The organism is Streptomyces sp. NPDC054783 (assembly GCF_053611725.1).
In genome coordinates this window covers 100908-125258 of sequence record NZ_JBSHAY010000008.1, presented here as the reverse complement: position 1 = coordinate 125258, position 24351 = coordinate 100908, and the positions used below count along the sequence as shown (strand labels likewise).

Sequence of the window (24351 nt, the reverse complement as noted above, 5' to 3'; positions counted from 1 at the left end):
CCCGCATCACGCCGACCGGTTCACCGGTGCGACGTGTACTCCACGACCTGCTGGAACGTCGGCCGGTTCTGCCAGCTGATCCTGCCGTGCTTGATGCCGCCCAGGGTGCGCTGGACGATCGAGTCGGCGCACCACTGGTCGCCGGCCGAGCACTGGTCGTCGCCCGGGTAGACCTGGGCGGCGGTCGTCCCGGCCGCCTGGTCGAGGGTGCTGATCAGGGCGGCCCGGCAGGCGCTGAGGCTGCCGCCGCCGCAGTACTTCTCGGCGAGCCCGCCCTGCACGTTCTCCCCGAGCACCGCTCGGATGTCCTTGTCGACATAGCTCCACCAGCCGTACTGGAAGGAGCTTCCGGCGTGCGCGCCGGTCGGACCGTGACCGGCCGAGGGGGCCTCGTCGACCGACAGGTTGTTCGTCAGGGCCGTGTACAGGTCGCTGCCGAGGCCCGGTTCGAACTCCGCCTTGACCAGCAGCGGCCACCAGGCGTCCAGGATGCGGATCGCGTCGGTGTCGGCGTAGGCCTTCGAACCGGCGGACGTCTCCGTGCGCCTGGCGCCCGCGTCCACCCAGGCCTGCAGCTTGCTCACCGCCGCGGCGGCCGTGGAGTCGGTCACCGTCGAGGAGTTGATCACCTTGAGCAGCTTCGGCAGCACGTCCTCGGCGCGCAGGTCGGCGAGGGCCGCGTCCGCCATGGCCTGCACCAGTTCGGCGCGGGTCACCCCGCCGGCCGCGACCAGCCTCTTCACCCGGTCCTGCAGCAGGTTGCCGCGGTGCACGGATCCGTCGCCCCAGGACGCGGTCGTGTAGTCCTTGGCCTGCTTGTTGTTCCAGGAGACGTAGTAGTCCTGGTCGATGGAGTTGGGGTGGGCGGAGGCCGGGGTGTAGTCGGCCGTGTTGGTGGCCGGGTCCCAGTTCTGCCACTCGTACGCCGGCTGCGCCCAGACCGGGAACTCGGCGTCGACGCCTGCCGCGCGGACCGGGTTGTCACCGCTGTTGTAGTACGCGGTGTGCTGGGCGTCGGCGTAGAACCAGTTGAAGGTGTAGTTGATGTGCTGGGCCGCGCTCTGGAAGTCCTTCGGGCCCTTGACGAAGTCCGGGTCGTTCAGCATCTGGAAGCCGATGATCGAGTCGGCCTCGTGCAGATACGAGGAGCGCAGGGTGGTGTAGGCGACCTTCTTGCCGCCGACGGTCGCCCGGTACTCCACCGGGCCGTACTTCGTCCGCCACGCCCGCATGGTGTACGACCCCGCCGGCGTGCTGTCCGCCGTGGTCGGCGACCAGGAGTTCTTCTGCTCGACCTTGTCCATCGCCGTACAGGTGCCGTGGTACAGGTAGTGGTAGTCGTCCTGGCACAGCTCGACGGCGTAGCTGTCGATGATGTCCTGGCCGGAGGTGGTCGCGCTCCAGGAGTAGTCCTGGCCGCGGCCGAGTTCGACGTACATGCTCAGACCCGCGAAGGAGGCGCCGCGCGCGCTGATGCCCGGGCCCTGGATCTCCTGGAGCATGAGCAGCTGCGGGGCGAAGTAGCCGGTCTGCGGTCCGAAGACGGCGATCGGGTGGCCGCTCGCGGTGTACTTGCCGCTCACGACGAGGGCGTTGGACATCCCGCGTCTGGCCGAGCCGAGGGTGGCCTTGGCGGCGGTGGCGGACGTGCTCTTGGCGGCGGCCGTGGCCGCGCTGCCCGTACGGTCGTAGACCAGCGGTTCCTGGGTGACCGAGCCGGCGTCGGGCAGCGCCTCGCCCTTGGCGTCGGCGGGCCTGCCGCCATAGGGGAAGCTCTCGCCGCCGTGGACGGTGAGGACGGCCTCGGGGTCGTTGCGTTCGCGGAAGGACTCCCAGACCTTGGTGCCCTCCTCGACGCCGTACTTGGACTGGGCGGCGAGCAGGGAGAGGGCGTTGTTGACCTCGCCGCCTCCGCCGGCGCCGAACAGCGAGCCGATCACGGAGGCCAGCGCCACGAGGTCGGTGACCTTGAAGTGATCGATGGTGCCGGCGTTGGTGATCGGGTCCTTGTGGCCGGTCAGGTCGTACTCGCCGGGGAAGTAGCGGCCGCTGTCCGAGGCGTCGATGTAGGCGTTGACGCCGTCGAGATAGGCCTTGACGTCGGCGAGGGCCTGCTGGCCGCGGGCCCCGTTCTTGGCGACGGCGTTGTCGATCTGCGCCTGCAGGTCCGTCTCGGTGTAGGGCGCGTTGCGGTAGAACTGCTGCTCCAGGCCCTGGTTGGCGGCCGCGCCGCCGGCGAATGACGTCAGCTGGCCGCGGCCGACGTGCCGGAAGACGTCCATCAGCCACAGCCGGTCCTCGGCCGCCGCGTACCCGGCGCCGTACTCGGTGCCGTAGCGGGTGGTGCCGGTGATGTGCGGCACACCGGACTTCTTGTCCCGGACGATCGTCACGTCACCGCGTCCGCCCGGCTTCTCGGTGGAGGCGACCTGGTCGGACGGGACACCGAAGGAGGCGTCGTTGAAGAAGTTGTTGATCGTGGCGTCCGTGAGGCCCTTGTAGCCGCCGGCCAGGTTGGCGTACGGGCCGAGCTGGTCCTCGGCGTGCGAGGGCTGGGTGCCGAAGGCCTGGTTGAGCAGGATCTGGGCGAGCGTGGCGTTGCCGTTCTCGCCTGGCGGCAGGATGTCCGAGCACTGGCCGCCGCAGTAGTCGTTCGAGGCCGTGGCCGCGGCGGCGGACGCGGTCTGGGTGAGTGGGGAGAGAAGTCCGGCGACGAGAACGCATATCGACGCCGTCTTCAGGAACCCGCTGAAGCGGCGGGACGTTCTCAGTCTGTCAAGGGTGATACGTGGGGTTCGCCGTGGCATGGCAGCTCCTAGCGACAGAGGTGGCCGAACGTTACCGCCGGTATCCCCAGCTTTAAAGGTGAACATGCGTCACTTTCCGGAGTCCGCAAGCAGGAAGCAGAAGACAGCACGCGAAGAGATGGAGCCGATTCGCCTGTCGATACGTCTATTCGGCGACGTCCGTGCGACGACGCCGAAGTGACCGAAGTACAGGTGCAGGTGTGACGGAGGTGCAGGGCGATGGCCGGTTTCCGGAGTCTGGCGAGACAGGTACGCGATCCGGGCTGCGATCTGGCACTGCGGCGCTACTCACTGCGCAAGTGCCTTGAGAAGTTCGCCCCTTACGGGCATCGGGCGACCTGGGACCATCTGTGCTCCCGGGCGGGCTTCGGCCCCGAGGACCGCTCCCCCGACCCGGCGCGGCTCGTGGCCGCACTGGAGGAGCTGGAGGAGGCCCGGTCCGTCTGGCTCGCCTATGAGACCGACTTCACCGAGCGGCGCAGGAAGGAGAAGCACGACGGGCTGCGCAGGCCGGGCAGCGTGGACGACTGGCACCGGCTGACCTGGGGAGGCTTCGGGGTCGCGTGGTGCGACGACCCGCGGGTCCATCCGGGGGCGCCGCTGGCCGAGGTGCTGCGCCGGCTGATCGCCGCCCTGGAGCGGGAACCGGGCTCGGGCTGCCCGGTGTGCGGCGGAGACCGCCTGGTCTGGCGGTACGGCCTGGACCACGAGCCGTCGTCCGGCCCGGTCTGCACGGACTGCGGCATCCTCGTACCGCGTCCGGTACTGACGCCGCAGGCACTGGAGTTCGCGAGGCGGGGGCGGCTGCTGATGTCGGCCTGAGCAGTGCTGTACCAACGGGGGGCATGTCCGGGGGGTGCGTTGGGGGATGCCGCGCCCCCTGCGGTGCGGTGACCGGGGGCCGTTGTCAGTGGCGACTGGCACCATCAACAGCATGATGCAGGTGTGTCTCAACGGAAGCCGTTCGGCCGCCGAGGGCGCGGGGCTGCCGACGTCCCCCGAGGAGATGGCCCGTTCCGCGGCCCGGGCCGTGGCGGCCGGGGCCACCTCGGTGCACGTCCACCCGAAGACGCCGTGCGGACACGACAGCCTCTCCCCGCGCGTCCTCGCTCCGGCCCTGGAGGCGATACGGGCGCGGGTGCCGGTGCCGGTCGGGGTGACGACCGGTGCCTGGGCGGAGCCCGATCCCGAAGTCCGGCTCGCCCGGGTGCGCGGCTGGTCCGTGCTGCCCGACTTCGCCTCGGTCAACTGGCATGAGCCGGGCGCCGAAGCGGTCGCCCACCAGCTCATCGCCATGGGTGTGGGCGTCGAGGCGGGCATCTGGTCCGGCACCGACGGCGCGGCCCGGTTCGCGGCCTCACCGCTCGGGCCGAGGGTGCTGCGCGTGCTGGCGGAGGTGACCGACCCGGACCCGGCGACGGCCGAGGCCTCGGCGCGCACCCTGCTCACCGAGCTGGGCACGGCCCACGGCCGCCCGGTGCTCCTGCACGGCGAGGAGGGCGGCACCTGGCCGGTGCTGAGGCTGGCCGGACGGCTGGGCCTGGCCACCCGCATCGGTCTGGAGGACACCCTGTTCCTGCCGGACGGCCGACGGGCGGCGGGGAATGCTCAGCTGGTCGCGGAGGGGCTGGTCCAGTACGGGTCGTTCCAGCGCTCGTCGTAGGGCAGGCCGACGAGCCGGGCACGGATCGCCAGATCCGGCTCGCCCCGGGCCCGCAGCCGCTCGGGGGCGTGCCGGGCGAGCCAGGACCGCAGTTCGGCGACACCGGCGGCCCGGTCCTCGGGCTCCCACCAGGTGAACGGCCAGTCGTCGTTGACCAGGTCGTACAGCCAGGAGCGGGCGCAGCCCGCGAGGTGGGCGTCGGCGACGGGACCGGCCGGCCACCGGTCGAGCAGCGGGGTCAGGGTGCGCAGGATCGAGGCGCAGGTCTCGAGGACGTGCTCGGCGCTGTACGGCGGCTCGGGCGCCGCGAGCACGTCCTCCCACCAGGCGAGCACGAACGCCTCGACGGCCGAGGCCTGCGCTGCCGGCCACGATCGCCAGTCCACCCGGCTCAGCCCGTGCGGTGCCCAGCCGACGTCGTCCAGGGTGCCGTCCGCCATCGCGTGCGCGCACTGGGGCAGCAGTCGCCGCATCACGGCGGCGTGGTCCTCGAAGTGGTCCGGGACCTTGCGCACGAACCGGCTCAGCAGGGCGGGTGGCAGACGTGTGCAGGGCGTGCGCAGATACGCCGTCTCCTCCGGCGCGAAACAGCGCTCGCAGCCGGTCTCCGTGGGGCTGGAGAAGCCGTTGAAGACGGTGTCGATGTCCGCGAGCGCGGCGGCAAGGGCAGGCGTGGGCAAGGGAGTTGGGTCCCCGTTCGATACTCCGTGCGCGGCGCCGGGGCCGGCCGAAGAGGCCGACGCTATCAGCCGTAAATCGGCTCGCTCCACCCGATTCCCGTCCGGACAGTGGAGCCGATGAAACCGAACCGATGAACACGGGGAGTCCCATGTCCACTCTGCGGGTCACCGCCGAAGTGCTGACCGTCCACGAGCATCCGAACGCCGACGCGCTCGAGCTGGCCCAGGTGGGCCTGTACCGGGCCGTCGTCGCCAAGGGTGCGTACCGCACCGGTGAGGCCGCCGTCTACGTCCCCGAGCAGTCCGTGCTCCCCGCCGAGCTGATCGAGGAGCTGGGTCTGACGGGACGGCTGGCGGGCGGCGAGGCCAACCGGGTCAAGGCGGTGCGGCTGCGCGGCGAGCTGTCGCAGGGCATCGTGTGCCGGCCGAGGGCGCTGGCGGACGTCGACCTGGCGCGGGCGGCGGCCGAGGGGACGGACTTCGCGGAGCGGCTGGGCATCACCAAGTGGGTGCCGCCGATCCCGCCGACCATGAACGGCGAGGTGGAGTCCGCTCCCGACCTGCTGCCGTGGGTCGACATCGAGAACATCCAGCGTTACCCGGACATCTTCACCCCGGGCGAGCCGGTCGTCCTGACGGAGAAGCTCCACGGCTCGGCCTGCCTGCTGACGTATGTCGCCGACGAGGGGCGGGTGTTCGTGTCCTCCAAGGGCTTCGGTGCCAAGTCGCTGGCCCTGAGGGAGGATCCGCGGAACCTGTACTGGCGGGCGATCCGGGGACACGGCGTCGCCGAGGCGGCGGCCCGGCTGGCCGAGCGGCTCGGTGCACGCCGGATCGGCATCTTCGGTGAGGTGTACGGCGCGGGAGTGCAGGACCTGTCGTACGGCGCCGACGGGCGGCGGGACACGCTGGGGTACGCGGCGTTCGACGTCTCGGCGGACGTGGACGGCGCCGTGCGCCGGCTGGACGCGGCGGAGCTGCTGGAGGGGGAGCTGCCGGTGGTGCCCCGGCTGTACGCGGGGCCGTACGACATCGACCGGGTGCTGGAGTTCGCGAGCGGACGGGAGACGGTGTCCGGGCGGGGGCTGCATCTGCGGGAGGGCGTGGTGATACGGCCCGCCGTGGAGCGGTACAGCGCGGTGACCGGGGGCCGGGCGATCGCGAAGGCGGTGAGCCCGGCGTACCTGACGCGCAAGGGCGGGACCGAGTACGAGTGACCGGTCGCCCGGTGTCGTGGCGGGGCGGGGCGTGGCGGGGGCCGGAACGCTCGCCGGCATCCGCCGGATCTCAGCGGCCCTCCGCCAACAGCCGCGACCCCGTCAGCCGTTCGCCGAACACGTCGTCCGGGTTGGACAGCACGCAGTTCTCCAGGGACAGGCACCCGCACCCGATGCAGTCGGTGAGGTGGTCGCGCAGACGGTTCAGCTGCTTGATGCGTTCGTCGAGCTCCGAGCGCCACTTCTCCGACAGCCGCGCCCAGTCCTCCCGCGTCGGCGTGCGTTCCTCGGGAAGCTCGGCGAGCGCGTCCCGGATCGTGGCCAGCGGAATGCCGACCCGCTGCGCGGCCCGTACGAAGGCGACCCGGCGCAGGGTGTCACGGCTGTAGCGGCGCTGGTTGCCGGGCGTGCGGCGGCTGGTGATCAGGCCCTTGGACTCGTAGAAGTGCAGGGCGGACACCGCGGCGCCGCTGCGCGCGGACAACTGGCCGACGGTCAGCTCGTGGATCTTCTCGGGAATCTGGGGCACTCCTGAGAGCCTAGTCGCCCGGTGCCGGTCCCAGTCGTTGACAGGCGTCCCTCACCCGACCATGCTAAGCAGTTGCTTAGAGACGTGAGCGAGATGCGAGCGAGAGGCCGGGAACATGGCACAACCGAGGACCTTCACCTCCCCCGACGAGCTGAAGGCGGCCGTCGGCGAGCAGCTGGGGTACACCGACTGGCTGGAGGTCGACCAGAAGCGCATCGACCTGTTCGCCGAGGCCACGGGCGACCACCAGTGGATCCACGTGGACCCGGAGAAGGCCGCGACGGGCCCCTTCGGAACCACCATCGCCCACGGCTATCTCACGCTCTCGCTGCTCCCGCTGTTCGGCCCGCAGCTGATCCGGGTCGAGGGCGCGACGATGGGCGTGAACTACGGCACCAACAAGGTCCGCTTCCCCTCCCCCGTCCCCGTCGGCTCCCGGCTGCGCGCCACCGGGAAGATCACCGGCGTCGAGGACGTCACCGGCGGCGTCCAGGTGGCCGTCGCCTTCACCGTGGAGCGCGAGGGCGGCGACAAGCCGGTGTGCGTCGCGGAGTCGGTGTCCCGGTACTACGTCTGAGCCCAGGGCCCCTGCTCGGCCCCGACCATCCGGAGCACGAGGTCGGCGTAGAGCGCGCCGACCTCCTCGGGCGTGAACGGACCGTCCACGGTGAACCAGCGGGCCACGTCGATGCACAGCGACAGCACGGCGAGCGTGGTGCCCTTGACGTCCAGCACGTCGAACTCGCCCGAGGCCACGCCGTCCTCGATGATCCCGCGCACCTCGGCGTCGACCTGGCGGCGCAGCGCGACGATCTCGGCGCGGGCCTCGGGGCCGAGGGCGTCGAGTTCGTACTGCACGACCCGGGCGGTGGTGCGCCGCCCCGCGTGCCAGCGGACGAAGGAGCTGACGGCGTCGGCCAGCCGCTCGGTCGCGGTGCCCTCCCGCCGCGCGGCCGTGCGCAGGATGTCGAGGGCCTTGTCGTGACCGATCCGGCTGATCCGGTGGAGCAGCTCTTCCTTGGTCTTGTAGTGGATGTAGAGCGCGGCCGGGCTCATGCCGGCCCGGCCCGCGATGTCGCGGGTGGTCGTCGCGTGGTAGCCGCGCTCGGCGAAGGCCTCCACGGCGGCGACAAGCAGCCGTCGGGCCGCGTCCGGGGTGACCTCTTCCCACGGCTCCACTTCGCCGCCGGTCGTCTCCTCCGCCGTACTCATCGCTCGCTCGCCCCTCTCGATGGCAGGAGCACCACCATACCGCCGACGGTGAGCGAGCGCTTAGTGCAGCCGGTCAGAGCTTTTCGAAGGGGTCGTGTTCGGCCAGCAGCTTCTCCAGCCGCGCCTGGTCGACGCGGCTGACGATCTGCCCGGCCTCCTGGCGGTCCCGGATCACCTTGGCGAGGGTGAAGGCGGAGGTGACGAGGTAGAGGACGGCGATGGCGAGGAAGGCCCGGACCCAGGCGCTGGTGTCCAGCTGGTAGATGCCGACGGCCGTGGCCGCCATGGCGATGGAGAAGGAGGCGACGGCCTGCCCGTAGAACGCGGCCGTGCTCTGCTGCTTGACCGGTGTGTCACTCATGGCAGAAGCATCGGCGGACGTGGCCCGCGCCACATCCGCCGAAGTACTCAGACACATACTCAGAGACGACGTGTGTCCGGGAAGTGCTCAGAACGCCGAAACCCCGGTCAGGGAACGCCCGATGAGCAGCTTCTGGATCTGACTGGTGCCCTCGTAGAGGGTCATCACGCGGGCGTCGCGCAGGAGCTTGCCGGCCGGGTACTCGTCGATGTAGCCGTAACCGCCGAAGACCTGCAGGGCGTTGTTGGCGGCGCGGACGGCGGCCTCGGAGGCGAACAGCTTGGCCTTGGAGGACTCGACGGCGAACGGCTGCCCGCGGTCGACCAGACCGGCGACGCGCCAGGTGAGCAGCCTCGCGGCGTCCACGTCGACGGCGATGTCGCTGATCAGCTCCTGCACCAGCTGGTGGCGGGCGATCGGCTTGCCGAACTGCTCGCGCTCACCGGCGTACCGCACGGCGGCGTCCAGCGCCGCCTGGGCTATCCCGACGCAGCCCGCGGCGACCGACATCCGCCCCTTGGCGAGCGCGGACATGGCGACGGAGAAGCCCTTGCCCTCCTCCCCCAGCATCGCCGACGCGGGCACCCGCACGTCCTGAAGGACGAGTTCGGCGGTGGCCTGGCCGCGCAGGCCGAGCTTGCCGTGGATGGTGCGGCGGGTCAGGCCGGGGGTGTCGGTGGGCACGAGGAAGGCGGAGACGCCCTTGTGGCCGGGGGCGCCGGTGGAGCGGGCGAAGAGCAGGACCACATCGGCCCAGGTGCCGTTGGTGATGAACATCTTCGTGCCGCTGATGACGTAATCGTCGCCGTCGCGTACGGCGCGGGTGGTGAGGTTGCCCGCGTCGGAGCCGGTGCCGGGCTCGGTGAGGCCGAAGCAGCCGACGTACTCGCCCGCGGTCAGCCCCGGCAGCCAGCGCCGCTTCTGCTCCTCGTCGCCCCAGGCGGCGACCGTCTTGGCGACGAGCCCGAGGGAGACCGAGACGATCCCGCGGACCGAGGAGTCCCCTCGGCCCAGCTCCTCGGTGACCAGGCAGTAGGCGAGGTGGTCACCGCCGGAGCCGCCGTACTCCTCGTCGATGGTCAGCCCCAGGAAGCCGACCTCGCCGAGCTTCTTCACGATGCCCCGGTCGACCTCCTCGGCCCGGTCCCAGGCGACGACGTGCGGGGCGATCTCGCGCTCCACGAAGTCCCGGGCGAGCTGCCGTACGGCGGCCTGCTCCTCGCTCAGCTCCAGGTTCACCACGCGATCACCCCACAGAAAGAATCCAGCGACGGATCTTGAAAGCCGTACATTTAAATTAGCACTGCTAGTTTCCGCGCGCAGCCCTACTATGTGCGCCATGGCCCGACCGCGCAAGCCCCTCCTCAGCACCGACCGGATCGTCGAGACGGCCCGGGAACTCGTGGACCGGGAGGGCCTGGCGGCCGTCTCCACCCGCCGGCTCGCCGCCGAGCTGGGGGTGAGCGGGCCCTCGCTCTACAACCACTTCCGCACCAAGGACGAGATCCTGGAGGCGGTCGCCGACTCGGTGAGCGGTCTGGTGGACCTGTCGATGTTCGAGGACGGCCGGGACTGGCGCACCGCGCTGCACGACTGGGCCGTCTCCTACCGGGCCGCCCTGCGCGACCACCCCAATATCGTCCCTGTGCTGGCCCGGGGCCCGGGCCGCCGCCCGGCCGCCCTGCGGCTCGCGGACGCGGTGTACGGCGCGATGGTCGACGCCGGCTGGCCGCCGGCCCAGGCGACCTCCATCGGCGCGCTGATGCGGTACTTCATCATGGGCTCCGCACTCGGTTCGTTCGCCGGGGGCTTCGTGGACGACGCGAGCGCGTACGACCCGGCCGACTATCCCCACCTCGGCCAGGCCCATCTGCTCGCCGAGCAGCAGGAGAAGATCGACGAGCGGGCCTTCGAGACCGGCCTGACGGCGCTGCTGGACGGGCTGGCGCAGCAGTACGAGCAGGTACGGCAGCAGGTACAGCAGAGCGTGCAGCGATAATTCGGTGGGGGCCGAAGTGTCCGTGTCGCATGCTGGGCGGTATGACCGCCAAGGACCCGCAGGCCGCCGGCCTGGCCGCGCTCGCCGCCCTGATCGCCGACGAGACCCGGGCCGCGTGTCTGCTGGCCCTGCTCGACGGGCGGGCCTGGACGGCCGGTGAGCTGGCCCGGCACGCGGGGGTCGCCGCGTCGACGCTCAGCGAGCACCTGGGCAAGCTGGTGGCCGGGGGCCTGCTCGCGGAGGAACGGCAGGGGCGGCACCGGTATGTGCGGCTCGCCGACGCGCGCGCGGCGGAGCTAGTCGAGGACCTCGCCGCGCGGGTGCCTCCGGCGGCCGTACGCCACTCTCCGCGGACGCTGCGGGAATCGAGTGCGGGGTCCGCGATGGCTCGGGGGCGTACCTGTTACGACCATCTCGCCGGGCGGCTCGGGATCGCCGTCACGGACGCGCTGACCCTGCGGGGGTTGCTGCGGCAGGACACCGGGTTCGCGCTCACGGACACGGGCGTGGAGTGGTTCCGTGCGGCGGGGATTGCTCTTGAGGTGTCGGGGCGGCGGCCGCTGGCCCGTGCCTGCCTGGACTGGACCGAGCGGCGGCCCCATCTCGCGGGGGTGGCGGGGGCCGCGTTGTGCCGGCATGCGCTGGATGCGGGGTGGTGTGTGCGGATCGGGTCGCAGCGGGCGGTGAAGGTGACTCCGTCGGGGGAGCGGGAGTTGTCCGCGCTGCTGGGTATTCCGCCGGAAGAGCTGTGCTGAGTGCGGCCACGGGGGTGGGGGTTCGATGGTCTGCCGGGTGCGGCTCCGTGGTGGTCGCTCGCGCGGTTCCCCGCGCCCCTGCGGGGCGCTTCCCCGTCCGATTTCCGCCAGCCAGGACACATTCCCCTACCTAACGTCGGGAGCATGATGAACGCCGACCCACGTCAACGTCTTCTCCCCGCCGGCGCCGCCTGCGTGACCGTCGTGCTCTGGGCGTCGGCCTTCGTGGCGATCCGGAGTGCGGGGCAGGAGTACTCCCCCGGTGCGCTGGCCCTCGGGCGGCTGGCGTCGGGGGCCCTCGCGCTGGGGGTCATATGGGCCGTACGCCGGGAGGGGCTGCCGCCCAGGGCCGCCTGGCGCGGCATCCTGCTCTCCGGGCTGCTGTGGTTCGGGTTCTACATGGCCGTCCTGAACTGGGGCGAGCAGCAGGTGGACGCCGGTACCGCCGCTCTCGTCGTGAACGTCGGCCCGCTGCTGATCGCCCTGCTCGGCGCCCGGCTGCTCGGTGATCCGATGCCGCCGCGGCTGCTGGCCGGGATGGTCGTGTCGTTCGCGGGCGCGGTGACCGTGGGACTGTCGATGTCGGGCGGCGGCGGCAACTCGCTGCTCGGCGTGGTGCTGTGCCTGCTCGCAGCCGTGGCGTACGCCTCCGGCGTCGTCGCGCAGAAGCCGGCCCTGGGGCACGCCAGTGCCCTGCAGGTGACGACGTTCGGGTGTCTGGTCGGGGCCGTGGCGTGTCTGCCGTTCGCCGGCCAGCTGGCGCACGAGGTGGCCCACGCGCCCGCGTCGGCGACCCTGAACATGGTCTACCTGGGCGTCTTCCCGACCGCCCTCGCCTTCACGACCTGGGCCTACGCCCTGGCCCGTACGACCGCCAGCCGGATGGGTGCGACGACGTACGCGGTGCCCGCGCTGGTGGTGCTGATGTCGTGGCTGGCGCTCGGCGAGGTGCCGGGCGCGCTCACGCTGGGCGGCGGTGTGCTGTGTCTCGCGGGCGTGGCGGTGTCGCGGTCCCGGGCCCGTGGCGGCCGGACGGTCCGGGTCGCGGCCGGTGAGGAGCCGCGACCCGAGAAGGTCACCTGACCTCAGAACACCACCAGCGCCCGGCCGCCCTTGCCCGCGAGCATGTTCTCGAAGGCGGCCGGGATGCCCTCCAGGGCGATCCGTTCCGTCACCAGCGCGGAGAGGTCCAGGCGGCCCTCCCGCACGTGGCCGGCGAGCACCGGGATGTCGCGGTCGGGGTCGGTGTTGCCGTAGACACAGCCCGACAGGGTGCGGCCCCAGTGGAAGATCTCCAGCGCGTTGAAGGTGACCTCCTGGTCCTTGCCACCGATGCCGACGACCGTCGTACGCCCGCCCCGGCGGGTGGAGTCCCAGGCGGCGCGGATCGACACCGCGCGGCCCACGCACTCGACCGAGACGTCGACGCCCTGCTTGCCGGTGAGGGCGCGGATCTCACGGGGGGTGTTCTCGGAGGCGACGACGAAGTCGGTGGCGCCGGCCGCGCGGGCCAGCTCCTCCTTCGCCGGGGAGACGTCGACCGCGATGATCCTGGACGCGCCCGCGATGCGGGCCGACTGGAGGGTGGCGAGGCCGACTCCGCCCGCGCCGAAGACGGCCACCGTCTCGCCCGGGCGGACCTTCGCCGAGTGGTGGACGGCGCCGTAGCCGGTGAGGACGGCGCAGCCGAGGAGGGCGGCGTCCACCAGCGGCACGCCCTCCGGCAGGGGCAGCACACAGGACGCGGCGACGACCGTCTCCTCGGCGAACGCGGCCACGTTCAGGCCGGGGTGCAGGTCGGTGCCGTCGGTGGTGCGGGCGTGGACGCCGGCGGCGCCGTTCAGGGCGTTGGCGCACAGCCAGACCTCGCCGAGCGTGCAGGCGTGGCAACTCCCGCAGGACGGGGCCCAGTTGAGGACGACGGCGTCACCCGCGGCGACACGGGTGACGCCCTCGCCCACGGCCACCACCGTGCCGGCGCCCTCGTGGCCGAGGACGGCCGGGACCGGGACGCGCATGGTGCCGTTGGACAGGGACAGGTCGGAGTGGCAGACGCCGGCGGCGGCGAGGCGGACCCGGACCTGTCCGGGGCCCGGGTCGGGCAGCTCGATGCCGGTGATCTCCAGGGGTGCGCCGATGGCGGGCAGGACGGCGGCTCGTACGGCCATGTCTCGGGTACTTCCTTAGAACTGGAGGGACTTGGTCTGGAGGTACTCGGTGAGTCCGTGCGCGCCGAGCTCCCGGCCGACTCCGGACTGCTTGTAGCCGCCGAAGGGGGCGAGGGGGTTGAACCGGCCGCCGTTGATGTCCACCTGGCCGGTGTCCATGCGCCGGGCGAAGGCCACCGCCTCGGCCTCGTCGCCCGCCCAGACGGCGCCCGCGAGGCCGTAGACCGTGCCGTTGGCGATGCGCAGGGCGTCCTCCTCGTCGTCGTACCTCAGAATCGACAGGACCGGGCCGAAGATCTCCTCCTGGGCGACGGTCATCTCCGGGGTCACGTCCGCGAAGACGGTGGGGCTGACGAAATAGCCCTTCCCGTACGGGGATTCGGGGCCGCCGGAGACCAGGCGGGCGCCCTCGGCGATGCCCTTCTCGATGTAACCGCGCACCCGCGCCTGCTGCTTGGCGTTGACGACCGGGCCGATGCGCTCGCCGTACTTGGCGGCAGCCGCGGCGGCCAGCTCGACCGCCTCGTCGTACTGGTCGCGGTGGACCAGCATGCGGGTCCAGGCGCTGCAGGTCTGGCCGGAGTTGGACATCACGTTCGCCACACCGACGCTCACCGCCTTGGCGAGGTCGGCGCTCGGCAGGATGACGTTGGCGGACTTGCCGCCGAGTTCGAGGGCCACCCTCTTGACAGCCGCGCCCGCCACCGCGCCGATCTGCCTGCCGACCGCGGTGGAGCCGGTGAAGGAGACCAGGTCCACGCCCGGGTGCTCGGCGAGCGCCTGACCGGCGACCGGGCCGAGGCCGGTGACCAGGTTGAACACACCGGCCGGCACGCCGGCCTCGTGCACGGCCTCGGCGAACAGCTGGGCGGTGAGCGGAGTGTCCTCGGCGGGCTTGAGGACGATCGTGCAGCCCGCGGCGAGTGCCGGGGCGACCTTGGCGACGATCTGGTGCAGCGGATAGTTCCAGGGGGTGATCGCACCGACCACCCCGACGGGCTCGTGCAGCACGGTGGAGTTGCCGACCTTCTCCTCGAAGGAGCGGGTCGCGGCCAGCTCGGCGTAGGAGCCGGCGACGGCGATCGGCACGGCCGCGTGCACGGCCTGCGAGAACTGCAGCGGGGCGCCCAGCTCGGCGGTGACCGTCTCGGCGATCTCGTCCTTGCGGGCCACGAGGACGTCGCGGAGGGCGGTGAGGCGGGCTGCGCGCTCGGCCGGCGGCGTTGCGGCCCAGGCCGGCAGGGCGGCGCGGGCCGCGCGCACGGCGCTGTCGACGTCCAGGGCACCGCCCGCCGGAACCCTGGCGATGACCTGCTCGTCGGCCGGGTTCACGACCTCGATGACATCCGTGTTCTCGGCGGGGCGCCAGGCGCCGTCGATGTAGAGGCCGTCGTGTGCCTTCATGCTGCTTCCTCCCGGCGGGTCTGCGTCGTCCGGCACACAAACTAGCGATGTTAGTTTTTTGGCGCCAGACGTACCAGGACATCATCGCCGGGGCGGCCGGTGCCCACTCGTGCAGGTGGTCCAGCTCACTCGTCCAGGTCGGGCAGCCGGTCGGGGGACGGGCAGATGCGGTCGCCCTGCTGGTCGAAGACGAAGAGATGGGCGAGGTCGACGAGGAGCGGGACCTGCAGGCCGTGCTGCAGCCGGAGGTCCGGGGTGGTGCGCACCACCAGGTCGCCGGGGAGCCGGCCCTCCGGCGGCGCGGGCTCCGGCCCGGTGTCCCCGGGGTGTGCGAGCACCACCACCGGCCCGGCGCGCCGCGACCCCGCCCGCTCCCGCAGCCGGTCCAGCACGGTCGCGCCTTCCCTGCGCCGCCGTCGCGCCGGCCGGGCGGCGGGGCGCGGGGCCTCCAGTTCGGGTACGACGGCGGGGCGGGAGCCGGTGTTGAAGTGGACGAGGATCTCGTGGCCCTGGAACTCCACGTGCTCCACCAGTCCGGTGATCGCCACCTCCCCCGGCCGGGCGGAGCTGTGCCTGGCGATGCGCACCGCCTCCGAGCGCAGTCCCACGATGACCTCGCGGCCCTGCTGCACGCGCAGCAACTGGTGGTCCAGGGAGAGCGGTTCGGGCAGCCGGAGGGCCTGCTTGCCCAGGCTGATGGTCATGGCGCCGTCCAGCGGGGCGCGTACCAGGCCGCGCAGCAGGTTGATGCGCGGGGTGCCGATGAAGGCGGCGGTGAAGACGTTACGGGGCAGGGCGTAGACCTGGCGCGGGGTGCCGACCTGCTGGAGCACTCCCCCGCGCAGCACGGCGACCCGGTCGCCGAGGGACATCGCCTCGGCCTGGTCGTGGGTGACGTACACCGTGGTCACCCCTAACTCGCGGGTGAGCTGGGATATTTCGGCGCGCAGGTGGTTGCGCAGCTTGGCGTCGAGGTTGGACAGCGGCTCGTCCATCAGGAAGGCGGAGGGGTGGCGGGCGATGGCCCGGCCCATGGCGACGCGCTGCCGCTCGCCGCCGGAGAGCTGGCTGGGGAAGCGGTCGAGCAGGTCCTCGATGCCCAGCATGCGGGCGGTGGCAAAGACTCGGGGGGCGGGGTCGGCGCCGGGGTCCTCGATGCGCAGCGGGAAGCCGATGTTGTCGCGTCCGGTCATGTTCGGATAGAGGGCGAAGTTCTGGAAGACCATGGCCATGCCCCGCTCGGAGGGCTGCCAGTGGTTGGCGAACTCCCCGTCGAGCAGCAGCTCGCCCGCGTCGATGTCCTCCAGGCCGGCGATCATCCGCAGCACGGTGGACTTGCCGCAGCCGGACGGGCCGAGCAGGACCAGGAACTCGCCGGGCGCGATGTCCAGCGAGAGGCCGTCGACCACACGCGGGCCGCGTGCGTAGGACTTGCTCACGTCGTGCAGTGCGATGGCGCGTGTCATGCGTGCCGCCCTCGGGGGCTGTCCGGAGCGCCGCTGCTCCGTGGTCCGAAGACCCCGCGGGTCGAACGGGGCCTGTGAGTCACGGAAGTTAACGGAATGTGGCGGGCCGGGGGAAGACATCGCACGGCGCGTCCCGTCACTTGGTCGCGATCAGATGTGCGAAGACCACCGCGTTGCTCGTGTAGCCCGAACGCCGGGTGTAGAAGCCGCCGCAGGTCAGCACGCGGAGCTCCGGTCGGCCGGTCGGGGCGTAGACCTCCTTGTCCGGGAAGCCCGCCTTGTCGTAGACCTGCATCCTGTCGACGGCATAGACGGCGGTACGGCCGTCGGCGCGCCGCACCTCGATGAGCCTGCAGGGTTTGACCTGGGCGAGCGCGGAGAAGACGGCGGGGCCGGTCGTGGTGTCCCGGTGGCCGACGGCGATCGCGGTGCCGGACTCGCCCGGCGTGGGGCCGCCCTCGTACCAGCCGACCAGCTTGGGCTTGTCCACGGGCGGCGTCTCCAGCTGTCGTTCCCTGTCGAGCCCGATGGCCGTGATCGGTGCGTCGATACCCAGGGAGGGAACGCGGAAGGACGTCGGCCGGGACCGGGAAAGCGGGCCGGGCGGGGGTCCGGCGGGGGGCCCGCAGGGTCGCTCCCCGCTGCCGCCCGGTCCGCCGGCGGCCGCCACCGCGTCCGGGTCGCCCGACCGGCCGGTCCCGGCGTGCCCTCCCCCGCACCGGCCGCCCACCGTCACCAGGACGGTCACCAGCAGGGCCGTCCTGGTCAGGCGGTAGGCGCGGGTCCGGTACCAGGGCCTCCTCTTGCGTCTACGCGGCGCCATGAGGCCGGCGGCGGTTCCGGCGGACGTACACCCCGCCGCCGACCGCGATCAGGCCCACGGCACCCGCGGCGGCAACGGGCGAGTACGCGGCGGCCGTGTCGATGAGTCCGCCACCGCCCGCGTGCACACCGCCCCTCGGCGGATCGTTGTCGTCCCTCCTGCCCCAGCCCGGGCCGTCCTGGTCCCTGTGATCGTGGTCGTGGTGGTCCTCGATCTGCCCGTTCGGACCGTGCCCCTCGTCGTGCCCCTCGTCGTGCCGGTCATGGCAGTTGACACGGAAGAGCTTCTCCTTGACGGCACCCGCCGCGACCCAGGTGAGCTTGTACTGGCCGTCGGTCAGCCCGATCGCGTCGGTGTGTCCGGCGCCGCCGGCGAGCTGGATGACACCGGTGACGGTGGCGGCGCTGGGCAGTGGGGGCTGCGCCTGGATGATGTAGGGGATGTTGGGCAGGATGTCGAAGTTGACGGCATCGAGGTAGAACCTGCAGACGGTCGGCTCGTCCTTCGACACACCGTAGGGAACGCCCACGCTGTGCACCCTGATGTCGCCGTTTTCCCCTTGGGCCGCAGCGGTCGGCGCCACCACCCACGACGCACCCGCCGCGGCGAGGGCGGTGAGGACGACAGTGGCGCCCGCACGGGAGCGGAAGGCACGTGGTGAGGTTGTGGTGGGCATACACATTCCTCCGAGTCAGACGATTTTCATACAAATCGTTCTTTCGACTGGACTGTGCTCGATGTCCACCTCTACTGACGAACCGACACCCGGTGCGCCGTCATAGTTCGCTCGTGTGGCGCAGTCCGGAGCCCGCCCGCCCCCGCCGCGGGGTGTCCGCCCGCCCCTCGGGCCGCTCCGGCGACCGCCGCGCCACCGCCGACGACAGCAGCAGCAACGCCCCCAGCATCACGAACGGCGCCGCCACCCCGGCCAGGCCCGCGACCAGGCCGGCGGCGGCCGGGGCCACGACCTGGCCCAGCCGGTTGCCGGTCAGGCGCAGCGCGAGCGCCGTGGAGCGGGCCGCCTCGGGCGCCGCCTGCACCACCGTCGTCATCGACCAGGGCTGGCCGACTCCCAGGCAGAAGCCCAGGAGCGTGAGCATCACGGCCAGTGCCCACACCGGCACCGGCAGGGCGACTCCCGCGCACAGGAGCGCCGCCAGGAGACAGGTCAGGGTCAGCAGTGCGGGGCGGCCGAGCAGCCGGAGCAACGGGGTGAGGACCAGGCGGCAGGCGATGGTGGCACCGGCACGGAGGCTGAGCAGGACGCCGACCACCGAGGGGGCGATGCCCCGGTGCTCGCCGACCACCGGGAGGTAGGCGGTGAGGATGTCGGTCGCGGACAGGACGGACAGGCTGACGAGCATGCCCGCCGGCACGCCACGGGCGCGCAGGATACGGCCGACCGGCACCCGCTCCCCTTGCGCCGGGCGGGAGTTGACGGCCGTACGGTCCTCGATGCGCCACAGCGAGGTGAAGGCGACCGCCGCGCCGGCGCCCGCCACCACGAGCGCGAGCGCGCTGCTGCGGGCCATGCCGGGGCCGCCGATCAGGGCGCCGGCGGCGAGCGGGCCGATGAGCTGGCCGAGGGAGGCGCCGATGGTGAAGTGCCCGAAGTTGCGGTCCTGTTCGTGCGGCGCGGACTGGCGGGCGACCAGAGACTGGGCGCCGATGACGAAGCAGAGGTGGCCGAGGCCCATCACCCCGCTCCACAGGGCCATCGCCCACAGGGACCCGGCCAGTCCGCTCAGCGCGCAGCCGCCGGAGACGCAGCGGGTCGGCCCTGCAGAACCTGAGGATGCCTCGCACGATCGGGTCGAAGAGGCCGACGTCGATCATCACACCGAAGTAGACGATCGCGAACATGAGCATCGCCGCGGCGGGGGCGAGGCCGGTGACGCCGTCGATGACGTAGTCGCCGAGCTCAGCACCCTTGCCCACGAACACGCAGAACAGCGCGGGTATGAGCACGAGCGCCGCGATCGGCGACATCTTCTTCAGCATGATCAGGACCAGGAAGGTCGCGATCATGGCGAAGCCGAGGATGGTCAGCATATGAACGGATACCTAACGTTCGCCCTTGAACATCCCACCTGGGGGTCGGCGGTGCGATGACGTTAGGTCCCGTCGACTGGCGTCAACAAGATGTTGACGCGTGAGCAATAAGCGCGAAAGTCCAGGTCACAGGCTTGCGGCGAGCTGGACGGGTACGCCGTTGAGGACCGCGTTGCCCGAGAGCGGGTCGAGCAGGCTGCCGTCGAGGAGCTGGTTGACGTTGACGCCGGGTGCGGTCGCGGCGTGGCCGAGGCGGGTGCCGGGGCGGTCGTGGCCCCAGCCGTGCGGGAGGCTCACCACCCCGGGCCGTACGGCGTCGGTGACCTCGGCCGGCGCCACCACCTCTCCCCCGGCGCCCTTCACCCGTACGTCCGCCCCGTCCCGGACACCGAGCCGGGCCGCGTCCTCCGGGTGGATGTGCAGGGTGCAGCGATTGGAGCCGCCGGTGAGCGCGGGCACGTTGTGCATCCAGCTGTTGTTGGACCGCAGATGGCGCCGACCGACGAGGACGAGCCCGGCGGGCCGCTCGCGCAGGGCCTGGCGCAGCCGGGGCAGGTCGGCGGCGATCGGCTCGGGCAGCAGCTCGACCTTGCCGCTGCGCGTCTTCAGCGGCTGCGGCAGGCGCGGACGCAGGGGGCCGAGGTCGATGCCGTGCGGGTGGGCGAGCAGCCTGGCCAGGGTCAGCCCGTCGGGTCGTACGCCGAAGCCGTCGCCGTACGGGCCGAGGCGCAGCATCATGTCCAGCCGCCGCTCGGGGCCGCTCTCGCCGGTGAGCTGCCCGGCGAGTTCCTTCGGATCACGGCCGTACGCCGGCGAGTGCGTCTCCTGGACGGCCTTGCCGAGGGTCTGGTCGATGACCATGGCGTCCACGGCGGCGGGGTCGGCCCCGTGCATGCCGGTGGCGGCGAGGATCAGCCGGGCGAGGATCTCGCTCTCGGCCATGCGGCCGGGCTCCAGCGGGACCGCGGGGCGGGTGTAGCGGACCTGGTTGCGTACGGCGAGGGTGTTGAAGGCGAAGTCGTGGTGCGGGCTCTGCGAGGGCGGGGGCGGGGGCAGGACGACGTCGGCGTGGCGGGCGGTCTCGTTCAGGTACGGGTCGACGCTGACCATGAAGTCGAGGGAGTCCAGCGCCTTGTCGAGGCGGTCGCCGTCGGGCGCGGACAGCACCGGGTTGGCGGCCACGACGATCAGCGCGCGGACCGGCTCGCCCTGGTCCGTGGCGGTGTCGATCTCCTCGGCGAGCGCGGAGAGCGGCAACTCGCCCTTGGCCTCGGGCAGGTGCCGTACCCGGGAGTGCCAGCGGCCGAGCCCGAAGCCGCGGCCCGGGCCTGCCGGGCGGGGCGTCCTGTCGGTGGCGGCCTGCGGGAAGAGGGCGCCGCCGGGCCGGTCCAGGTTGCCGGTGAGGATGTTGAGGACGTCCACCAGCCAGCTGGCCAGGGTGCCGTGCGGGACGGTGCAGCTGCCGATGCGGGCGTAGACGGCGGCGGTGGGGGCGGCGGCGAGTTCGCGGGCGAGGGTACGGATGGTCGGCGCGTCGATGTCGCAGGCGCCGGCCACGGCTTCCGGGGTGAAGTCCCCTATCGCGTCCCGGAGTTCGTCGAGTCCCTGGACGTGCGGGGCGAGGTGGGCGAGGTCGGCCAGGTCCTCCGCGAAGAGGGTGTGCGCCATCGCCGCGAGCAGCAGGGCGTCGGTGCCGGGGCGGATCGCGAGGTGCCGGTCGGCGAGCTTGGCGGTGCGGGTGCGGCGCGGGTCCACCACGGTCAGCCGGCCGCCGCGGGCCTTGAGCGCCTTGAGCCTGCCGGGGAAGTCGGGGGCGGTGCACAGACTGCCGTTGGACTCCAGCGGGTTGGCGCCGATGAGGAGCAGGTGGTCGGTGTGGTCCAGATCCGGTACGGGGATGGCGTTCGCGTCGCCGAAGAGCAGCCCGCTGGAGACGTGCTTGGGCATCTGGTCGACCGTGGAGGCGGTGAACAGGCTGCGGGTGCGCAGGCCGGCGAGGAGGACCGGCGGGTAGAGGGCACCGGCCACGGTGTGCACGTTGGGGTTGCCGAGGACCACGCCGACGGAGTCCGCGCCGGGGCCCTCCACGACCGGGCGGAGCCCTGCGGCGACCGCGTCGAAGGCCTCCTCCCAGGTGGCCTCGCGCAGTTCGCCGTCCCGGCGCACGAGCGGGGTGCGCAGCCGGTCGGGGTCGGCGTCGACGGCGCCGAAGGAGGCGCCCTTGGGGCAGATGAAGCCCTTGCTGAAGACGTCCTCGCGGTCACCGCGGGCGCCGGTGACACGGGTGCCCTCGATGGTCAGGGTCAGCCCGCAGGTGGCCTCGCACAGGGGGCAGATTCGCAGGGCGGTGCGGGACACGGTTCCTCCCGGAGGTCGGCGGCGGTACCGGGCGAGCGCGGAGCGGCTCGGGGTGAGCATACCGACCGGTATGCATGGTGGGGAGGTCTCTTCATGTGAACGATGGCCGTCTCAGGTCAGTCGAGGACGCGGGCCAGATACGCCCGCAGCAGCTCCCGGGTCTCGGCGATGATCGCCTCGTCGCCGTCCGGGTCGGTCCGGAAGGCCAGCTGGACGAGGGTGTCCGCGCTCTCCACGGCGACCAGGAAGACCCGGCGCAGGTCGTCGTCGGGGGTGCGGCCGAGGTAGCCGGAGAGCAGGCCGGTGAGCAGGTCGGCAACGCGGGTGTTGGGCTCGGCCTGGCGGACGCCGACCGGTATCTGGTTGCCGAAGTCGACGAGAGAGAACCCGGGTGCGGTGCGCTTCATGGCCAGGTACTCGTCCAGGACGGCGTCCATCGCGGCCCGCCAGTCCCCCGTGCTCGCCTTCTTCAGCCGCTCGGTGACCCGCTCGGTGTACCGCTCCAGGTTGCGCTGGGCAAGGGCGTCGGCCATCTGCCGCTTGTTGCCGAAGAAGCGGTAGACGGAGCCGATGGGCACACCGGCGCGCAGGGCGACCGCGCGGGTGCTCAGGGCGTCGTAGCCGACCTCGTCGAGGAGTTCGGCGCAGGCGTCGAGGATCCTGGTCAGCCGTTCGGCGCTGCGCCGCTGGACGGGCGCACGGCGGAGCGATGTCGCGTGGGGCACGGACTTCATGATGCCTCTCCGCCGGGATCGGGTGAACCTCGCCCTCCAGTACGGCGAAGAGTGGCCGGTGCACTCATTTCCCTGCGACCCGGGCCGCCGCGCCGGCCGGGGGCCCGCCCCACGCCGCCTCCGGGTCCTCGTCCGACACCGTTATGTCGGCGCTGCTCTGCACCGGCTTGCCGTGCACGGCCCACACGGTGCCGTCGTCGGCGTACAGACGGGCGGTGACGTGGTGGGTGCCGTGCGGGACGAGACCGTCGGGCAGGTGGTACTCGCCGGCACGCAGCCCGGTGATCCGGCGGCTGTCGACGAAGAGGTACACGAGCCCGCGCCCGGTGACCGCCGCGGACCCGGCACCGGGCGCGGAGCAGCGGAAGTGGCGGAACGTCAGCCGGACGTCCCAGCCCCCGCCGGAGTGCGGGGTCACCTCGACACCGACCTGCGGTGCGTCCCTCTTGTCGACCTCGCGCAGATGCCGGCCGGTCGAGTCGGTGTCGTCCAGGACCTTGCCGACCGGCGAGGGCGAGACCGTGCCGTCGCGGGTGTGCCCGGACGCGCAGGCCGCCGCGCCGAGCGGCAGCAGGACGCCCGCCGCGAGCGCGGCGAGCGTCCTGCGGGTCCACGACGTCCTCGGCATGATCTGGAGAGTAGAACAACCCTCCGGTCACCCGAATCCGTCTGAAGTCTGGTTCCGTCCACCCCGCGGGGTCCCCCTGGCGGAGTATGCGCGGACCTCTTGCGCCCGCCTCCGCCTATTCCTACGGTGATACATAGGAATCAGGGAGCGCAAGGGAGCGATCATGAGCGGGGACGCGCGGAAGACCGCCGCGGGACTGTCGTATCTGACCGGATTCGGCAACGAACACGCCTCGGAGGCCGTGCCGGGCGCGCTGCCCGAGGGCCGCAACTCGCCGCAGCGCGCACCGCTCGGGCTGTACGCGGAGCAGCTGAGCGGTACGGCCTTCACCGAGCCGCGGGCACACAACCGCCGCTCGTGGCTCTACCGCATCCGCCCTTCGGCCGCGCACCCGGCGTTCACCCGCACCGGCAACGGCGCGATCCGCACGGCCCCCTTCACCGAGACCGTGCCCGACCCCAACCGGCTGCGCTGGAACCCGCTGCCCGAGCCGACGGCCGGCACCGACTTCCTCGCCGGCCTGTGGACGCTCGGCGGCAACGGCGACGCGACACAGCGGACGGGCATGGCCGTGCACCTGTACCACGCCAACGCCTCCATGGAGCGTGTGTTCAGTGACGCCGACGGGGAGTTGCTCATCGTCCCGGAACGCGGCGGACTGCTGCTGCACACCGAGTTCGGCCGACTCGCTGTGGAGCCGGCACATGTGGCGCTGATTCCGCGTGGAGTCCGCTTCCGTGTGGAGTTGCTGGACGAGTCGGCCCGGGGCTATGTGTGCGAGAACTACGGCGCACCCTTCCAGCTGCCCGACCTCGGCCCGATCGGCGCCAACGGCCTCGCCAACGCCCGGGACTTCCAGGCACCGGTCGCCGCGTACGAGGACGTGGCGGGCCCGGTGGAGGTGGTGAACAAGTTCTGCGGCAACCTCTGGACGGCCACCTACGACCACTCCCCGCTCGACGTGGTCGCCTGGCACGGCAACCATGTGCCGTACGTCTATGACCTGCGCCGTTTCAATGTGATCGGCACCATCTCCTACGACCACCCGGACCCCTCGATCTTCACGGTCCTGACCTCTCCGTCGGACACCCCGGGCCTGGCCGGCGTCGACTTCGTCGTCTTCGCCCCTCGCTGGCTGGTGGGCGAGGACACCTTCCGGCCGCCGTACTTCCACCGGAACGTGATGAGCGAGTACATGGGCCTGGTCGAGGGCGCGTACGACGCCAAGGCGGAGGGTTTCGTGCCGGGCGGCGGCTCGCTGCACAACATGATGTCGGCGCACGGCCCGGACCGGGAGACCTTCGACAGGGCCAGCGCGGCCGAGCTCAGGCCGCAGAAGATCGACGACGGGCTGGCGTTCATGTTCGAGACCCGCTGGCCGGTGACCCTCACCCCGCACGCGGCCGGCGCGGACCACCTCCAGCACCGCTACGACGACGTGTGGCAGGGGCTCCAGCGCCATTTCCGCGCATGACGCCTCTGTTGCGCCTGACGT

22 protein-coding genes and 2 pseudogenes are annotated in these 24351 nt (G+C 72.0%); 8 read left to right on the top strand and 16 right to left on the bottom strand.

All coding sequences use genetic code 11. The features are described from left to right. Positions 1-20: 20 nt before the first annotated feature. Complete coding sequence (locus tag ACWGJ5_RS16800; protein WP_453310468.1) at positions 21-2807, bottom strand: penicillin acylase family protein; 2787 nt, start codon at positions 2805-2807, stop codon at positions 21-23. Positions 2808-3026: 219 nt separating this feature from the next. On the opposite strand from ACWGJ5_RS16800, the gene ACWGJ5_RS16795 reads away from it, so the two are divergent. Next, positions 3027-3629: a hypothetical protein gene (locus ACWGJ5_RS16795; protein WP_228618563.1), complete on the top strand. Its 603-nt coding sequence runs from the start codon at positions 3027-3029 to the stop codon at positions 3627-3629. Between the two features lie 112 nt (positions 3630-3741). Further along, complete coding sequence (locus tag ACWGJ5_RS16790; RefSeq protein ID WP_453310467.1) at positions 3742-4470, top strand: 3-keto-5-aminohexanoate cleavage protein; 729 nt, start codon at positions 3742-3744, stop codon at positions 4468-4470. On the opposite strand, the gene ACWGJ5_RS16785 is transcribed toward ACWGJ5_RS16790, so the two are convergent. Continuing rightward, positions 4416-5150 carry a hypothetical protein gene (locus tag ACWGJ5_RS16785; protein WP_453310466.1) on the bottom strand — a complete coding sequence of 245 codons (735 nt, stop codon included), beginning with the start codon at positions 5148-5150 and terminating at the stop codon, positions 4416-4418. The genes ACWGJ5_RS16790 and ACWGJ5_RS16785 overlap by 55 nt on opposite strands. Positions 5151-5299: 149 nt before the next feature. Between ACWGJ5_RS16785 and ACWGJ5_RS16780 the strand changes: the two genes are divergently transcribed. Continuing rightward, positions 5300-6367 carry an RNA ligase (ATP) gene (locus tag ACWGJ5_RS16780; protein ID WP_453310465.1) on the top strand — a complete coding sequence of 356 codons (1068 nt, stop codon included), beginning with the start codon at positions 5300-5302 and terminating at the stop codon, positions 6365-6367. Between the two features lie 70 nt (positions 6368-6437). On the opposite strand, the gene soxR is transcribed toward ACWGJ5_RS16780, so the two are convergent. Beyond that, positions 6438-6896 (bottom strand): redox-sensitive transcriptional activator SoxR, encoded by a 459-nt coding sequence (soxR, locus tag ACWGJ5_RS16775; RefSeq protein ID WP_453310464.1) that lies wholly within the window; start codon positions 6894-6896, stop codon positions 6438-6440. Positions 6897-7011: 115 nt separating this feature from the next. Here soxR and ACWGJ5_RS16770 point away from each other — a divergent pair, with 115 nt between their 5' ends. After that, positions 7012-7473 (top strand): MaoC family dehydratase, encoded by a 462-nt coding sequence (locus ACWGJ5_RS16770; protein WP_453310463.1) that lies wholly within the window; start codon positions 7012-7014, stop codon positions 7471-7473. Here the strand turns inward: ACWGJ5_RS16770 and ACWGJ5_RS16765 are convergent. The 3 genes from ACWGJ5_RS16765 to ACWGJ5_RS16755 all read right to left on the bottom strand — a co-directional run bounded on the left by ACWGJ5_RS16765 (position 7464) and on the right by ACWGJ5_RS16755 (position 9708). Then, a complete protein-coding gene (locus ACWGJ5_RS16765) occupies positions 7464-8108 on the bottom strand; it encodes a TetR/AcrR family transcriptional regulator (protein ID WP_453310462.1) in 645 nt (214 codons plus the stop codon). The two genes, ACWGJ5_RS16770 and ACWGJ5_RS16765, sit on opposite strands and share 10 nt — an antisense overlap. Positions 8109-8181: 73 nt before the next feature. Further along, positions 8182-8469, bottom strand: coding sequence for a YiaA/YiaB family inner membrane protein (locus tag ACWGJ5_RS16760; protein WP_228618551.1), 288 nt, complete (start codon positions 8467-8469; stop codon positions 8182-8184). An 87-nt stretch (positions 8470-8556) separates the two neighbouring features. Next, on the bottom strand, positions 8557-9708 hold the full coding sequence (locus ACWGJ5_RS16755) for an acyl-CoA dehydrogenase family protein (RefSeq protein WP_453310605.1): 1152 nt from the start codon (positions 9706-9708) through the stop codon (positions 8557-8559). 100 nt (positions 9709-9808) lie between these two features. Here ACWGJ5_RS16755 and ACWGJ5_RS16750 point away from each other — a divergent pair, with 100 nt between their 5' ends. The 3 genes from ACWGJ5_RS16750 (at position 9809) to ACWGJ5_RS16740 (ending at position 12306) form a co-directional block, all read left to right on the top strand. Further along, a complete protein-coding gene (locus ACWGJ5_RS16750) occupies positions 9809-10468 on the top strand; it encodes a TetR/AcrR family transcriptional regulator (protein WP_228618549.1) in 660 nt (219 codons plus the stop codon). Positions 10469-10509: 41 nt separating this feature from the next. Continuing rightward, positions 10510-11223: an ArsR/SmtB family transcription factor gene (locus ACWGJ5_RS16745; protein ID WP_453310461.1), complete on the top strand. Its 714-nt coding sequence runs from the start codon at positions 10510-10512 to the stop codon at positions 11221-11223. Positions 11224-11367: 144 nt separating this feature from the next. Then, positions 11368-12306 (top strand): DMT family transporter, encoded by a 939-nt coding sequence (locus ACWGJ5_RS16740; RefSeq protein ID WP_453310460.1) that lies wholly within the window; start codon positions 11368-11370, stop codon positions 12304-12306. A 2-nt stretch (positions 12307-12308) separates the two neighbouring features. Here the strand turns inward: ACWGJ5_RS16740 and ACWGJ5_RS16735 are convergent, their stop codons facing one another. From ACWGJ5_RS16735 to ACWGJ5_RS16690, 10 genes and pseudogenes are all read right to left on the bottom strand, one after another. Further along, the gene (locus tag ACWGJ5_RS16735) at positions 12309-13391 is read right to left on the bottom strand and encodes a Zn-dependent alcohol dehydrogenase (RefSeq protein WP_453310459.1); all 1083 of its coding nucleotides are present in this window, start codon (positions 13389-13391) and stop codon (positions 12309-12311) included. 15 nt (positions 13392-13406) lie between these two features. Beyond that, positions 13407-14795: an aldehyde dehydrogenase family protein gene (locus ACWGJ5_RS16730; RefSeq protein WP_453310458.1), complete on the bottom strand. Its 1389-nt coding sequence runs from the start codon at positions 14793-14795 to the stop codon at positions 13407-13409. 125 nt (positions 14796-14920) lie between these two features. Next, entirely contained in the window at positions 14921-16261 is a 1341-nt protein-coding gene (locus ACWGJ5_RS16725) for an ABC transporter ATP-binding protein (protein ID WP_453310457.1), read from the bottom strand. Positions 16262-16397: 136 nt separating this feature from the next. Next, the gene (locus ACWGJ5_RS16720) at positions 16398-17084 is read right to left on the bottom strand and encodes a class F sortase (RefSeq protein ID WP_453310456.1); all 687 of its coding nucleotides are present in this window, start codon (positions 17082-17084) and stop codon (positions 16398-16400) included. Beyond that, positions 17071-17760: a hypothetical protein gene (locus tag ACWGJ5_RS16715; RefSeq protein WP_453310455.1), complete on the bottom strand. Its 690-nt coding sequence runs from the start codon at positions 17758-17760 to the stop codon at positions 17071-17073. Before ACWGJ5_RS16715 ends, ACWGJ5_RS16720 begins: the two co-directional genes overlap by 14 nt. A gap of 100 nt (positions 17761-17860) precedes the next feature. Then, positions 17861-18850 (bottom strand): annotated as a pseudogene (locus ACWGJ5_RS16710) (MFS transporter); the annotation flags it as partial. Then, positions 18846-19085 (bottom strand): annotated as a pseudogene (locus ACWGJ5_RS16705) (citrate:proton symporter); the annotation flags it as partial. The pseudogenes ACWGJ5_RS16705 and ACWGJ5_RS16710, both read right to left, overlap by 5 nt. Before the next feature lie 177 nt (positions 19086-19262). Continuing rightward, positions 19263-21494 carry a molybdopterin oxidoreductase family protein gene (locus tag ACWGJ5_RS16700; RefSeq protein ID WP_453310454.1) on the bottom strand — a complete coding sequence of 744 codons (2232 nt, stop codon included), beginning with the start codon at positions 21492-21494 and terminating at the stop codon, positions 19263-19265. Between the two features lie 116 nt (positions 21495-21610). Continuing rightward, a complete protein-coding gene (locus ACWGJ5_RS16695; RefSeq protein ID WP_453310453.1) occupies positions 21611-22228 on the bottom strand; it encodes a TetR family transcriptional regulator in 618 nt (205 codons plus the stop codon). A 64-nt stretch (positions 22229-22292) separates the two neighbouring features. Beyond that, positions 22293-22856, bottom strand: coding sequence for a hypothetical protein (locus ACWGJ5_RS16690; protein WP_453310452.1), 564 nt, complete (start codon positions 22854-22856; stop codon positions 22293-22295). Between the two features lie 163 nt (positions 22857-23019). On the opposite strand from ACWGJ5_RS16690, the gene hmgA reads away from it, so the two are divergent. After that, positions 23020-24330, top strand: a complete 1311-nt coding sequence (hmgA, locus tag ACWGJ5_RS16685) for a homogentisate 1,2-dioxygenase (RefSeq protein WP_453310451.1) — start codon at positions 23020-23022, stop codon at positions 24328-24330. Positions 24331-24351: the final 21 nt, after the last annotated feature.